General features: G+C 62.2%; 4 protein-coding genes. All 4 read right to left on the bottom strand.

The genetic code is table 11. The features are described from left to right. Positions 1 to 27 precede the first annotated feature (27 nt). From L0976_RS28465 to L0976_RS28480, 4 genes are read right to left on the bottom strand one after another with little or no spacing between them, the layout of a single operon-like run. On the bottom strand, positions 28 to 327 hold the full coding sequence (locus L0976_RS28465) for a hypothetical protein (RefSeq protein WP_234190752.1): 300 nt from the start codon (positions 325 to 327) through the stop codon (positions 28 to 30). Next, complete coding sequence (locus tag L0976_RS28470) at positions 327 to 1,964, bottom strand: IS66 family transposase (RefSeq protein ID WP_234190753.1); 1,638 nt, start codon at positions 1,962 to 1,964, stop codon at positions 327 to 329. Before L0976_RS28470 ends, L0976_RS28465 begins: the two co-directional genes overlap by 1 nt. 59 nt (positions 1,965 to 2,023) lie before the next feature. Then, a complete protein-coding gene (gene tnpB / locus L0976_RS28475; RefSeq protein WP_234190755.1) occupies positions 2,024 to 2,374 on the bottom strand; it encodes an IS66 family insertion sequence element accessory protein TnpB in 351 nt (116 codons plus the stop codon). Continuing rightward, the gene (locus tag L0976_RS28480) at positions 2,371 to 2,742 is read right to left on the bottom strand and encodes a transposase (RefSeq protein WP_234190757.1); all 372 of its coding nucleotides are present in this window, start codon (positions 2,740 to 2,742) and stop codon (positions 2,371 to 2,373) included. Before L0976_RS28480 ends, tnpB begins: the two co-directional genes overlap by 4 nt. Between the last annotated feature and the right edge of the window lie 96 nt (positions 2,743 to 2,838).

The following is a 2,838-nucleotide window of genomic DNA, read 5'->3' on the forward strand; positions in this document are numbered from 1 at the left end:
GTATCCATCCGGCGAAGGCCGCGGGGTTTATGATTTCGGCTCGTCTGCCATGATGCGTTCGATCCTTGCAGGATCGCATTGCTCGTCCACAAGGAACTGTCGGACACCGCCATCCCAGGTGCGGATATCGGCGGGGAATTCCTTTAGACTTTCGATGCCCCGGTCGGTGAAGGTCGTGATGCCCTCTTCGCTGCCGTCATGGGCATGGATCATCTCGCCGTAGTCGATGTTGTCTGAGTTGCTGGCAATATCCTGGACGAGTTCGAGGTTCTCGCCGATCAGCATGGCGACGTAGTCGATCGTGTAGACATGGGTCGGTCGCGCCATCAGGCCGCCATCTGCCGTGCGCTGCCGGCGGCGGTCCAGTTCCACGGCAACAGTTCCGGCAGTCGTGACACGGGAAGGTTGGGCATGCGGGCGAGGACATCCGCCAACCAAGCCTGCGGATCGATATCGTTCATCTTTGCCGTGACGATCAGGGAATACATGAAGGCAGCGCGCTCGCCCCCACGCTGGGAACCGGCGAACAGCCATGCCTTTCTTCCCAGAGCGATCCCACGCAGAGCGCGCTCGGCCGCATTGTTCGAAAGGCAAAGCCTGCCGTCATCGAGGAACCGGGTGAAGGCTTCCCAGCGCCCCTCCTTCTCGAACATGTAGTTGATCGCCTTGGCGACGGGATTGTGCTTGGACATCTGGGTGCGCTGCGCCATCAGCCAGTCGTGCAGTTCCTCGACGAGCGGACGAGCATGTTGTTGGCGTGCTGCGAGCCGGTCCTCGACAGGCAATCCGTTTATGTCGCGTTCGATATCGAAGAGAGCGTCGATGCGGGCCACGGCCTCGAGTGCGACCGGCGATATCTCATGAGCGGGTTTGCCCTTGCGCACGTTGCCGGCGATGTCGGCCAGCTCGAAGAACTTGCGCCGCGCATGACTCCAGCAGAGCGCGCTGATTACCGGTGCAGGGCCGCGGTCCGCACGATAAAGATCGTTGTAGCCACCATAGGCATCGGCTTGCAGTGTGCCATGCCACCCAGCGAGATGCGTGTTGGGATGGATTTTCTCGCGATCGGGAGAGAAGTGGAAGAGCGCCGCGGGAGGGGCACCGCCGGCGAAGGGGCGGTCATCGCGCACATAAGTCCATAATCGTGCCTGCCGCGTTGCACCTTTGGCCAGCAGCGGCACGGTTGTGTCGTCGCCATGCAGCCGGCCGGCGGCCAGCACATGGGCGCGGATCAGATCATGAATCGGCTGTAGCACCGTCGCGCAGGCTCCGACCTGATCGGCCAGCGTGGAGAGGCTGAGATCAACGCCTTCCCTGGCGTAGCGTTCAGCCTGGCGGTTCAATGGCTGATGTTGGCCGAACTTCTCGAACAGGATCGTTGCCAGCAAGTTCGGTCCCGCCCATCCACGCGGGGTCGCATGGAAAGGTGCCGGTGGCTGGCTGATCTTCTCGCAGTCCCGGCAGGTGAACTTCTCGCGCACCGTCTGGATCACCTTCCACTGGCGCGGAATCGCCTCCAACGTCTCAGTGATGTCTTCGCCCATCTTCACGATCCGGGCCGAGCCGCAACAGGCGCAGTGCGCCGGAGCCTCGACGATCACGCGTTCGCGCGGCAAGTGCTCGGGAAACGGCTTACGGGCTGGCCGGCGGCGTTCGAAGGCGGAGACATTCGTGATCTTCGCTGCCACGCGTTCCGCGGCGATCTCGTCCTCGGTGGCGTCGGCCTCGAGTTCTTCGAGCTGCAATTCCATCTGGTCGATCAGTCGGGCGCGCCGTTCCGAACTCTGGCCGTACTGCTCGCGGCGCATTTTGGCGATCTCAAGCTTGAGGTGCCGGATCATCGCCTCGGAGGTCGTCACAACGGCGCGCACCTGCGCGAGATCGGCCTCGGCGGAGGCGGCACGCGCTTCCGATGCTGCAAGCGCGGCGCGTAATCTGGCTATCTCCGAAGCAGCATCATCCATGGCCGAAAGCTACCATGTCACATGCTGAAAGCCCAACAAAAACAGAGGAATGATAGAGATCAGCCTGCCGCCGCAGGCCGTTGCGTCCAGCGAGGATTGCGCCAATCGATCCCTTCCAGGAGATATCCCAACTGTGCCGCCGAGACCGGAACGGCGGAGCCATTCTCGCTGACCGGCCAGATGAACTTGCCCGCCTCAAGGCGCTTTATGTAGAGCGACATGCCGACGCCGTCATGCCACAGGACCTTGATCAGGTCACCCTTGCGACCTCGGAAGCAGAAGATTTCGCCGCCATGAGGATCGCGGCCAAGACCTTGCTGAACCTTCAGCGCCAGGCTGTTCATACCGCAACGCATATCCGTCACGCCGCCCGCGATCCACACCTTCACCCCGGCCGGAAAGGCGATCATGGCGTGTCCAGAACCGGCAGCAGGCGCGCGAGGATCGTCGGATCAAGCGAGGCCGGAATCGTCAGCCGTCGCCCGTTCGGCAGCGCGATCTCGATCGTCTTGTTGTCCTCAGATCGGAGAGGTGGGGCTACCTCGCAAGATGCCGCCGCTGGCGGCGAAATCGAAAGTGGCACGAAGCCAGTTGGAGCGGAACCGCTCAGAAGGCCACTACGGTATTCCCGACGCCAGCGGGTCAACAATGACCGCGACAGTCCATATCGCCGTGCCGTCGCCGAGCCTTGCCGAAAACCTTGCAGGCTCTCCTCGACGATCCGGACCTTCTCCTCGTCCGACCAATCCCGCCGGCGGCCAAGATCATCGGCGGACAAAACCTCAATCGGGGAAATGATTGTAGCGCATGACATAAGCCATGGACTTAACGCCAATCAGCAAGTCAGGGCAGACGGCCTTCGGCGGAGGGATAC

The sequence above is a fragment of the Shinella sp. NM-101 genome, from assembly GCF_021401195.1.
Taxonomy (GTDB): Bacteria; Pseudomonadota; Alphaproteobacteria; order Rhizobiales; family Rhizobiaceae; genus Shinella.

Excerpts from the sequence above, each read along its gene's own strand:
- L0976_RS28465 (WP_234190752.1), bottom strand. The coding sequence starts at position 327 with ATGGCGCGACCGACCCATGTCTACACGATCGACTACGTCGCCATGCTG.
- tnpB (WP_234190755.1), bottom strand. The coding sequence starts at position 2,374 with ATGATCGCCTTTCCGGCCGGGGTGAAGGTGTGGATCGCGGGCGGCGTG.
- L0976_RS28470 (WP_234190753.1), bottom strand. The coding sequence starts at position 1,964 with ATGGATGATGCTGCTTCGGAGATAGCCAGATTACGCGCCGCGCTTGCA.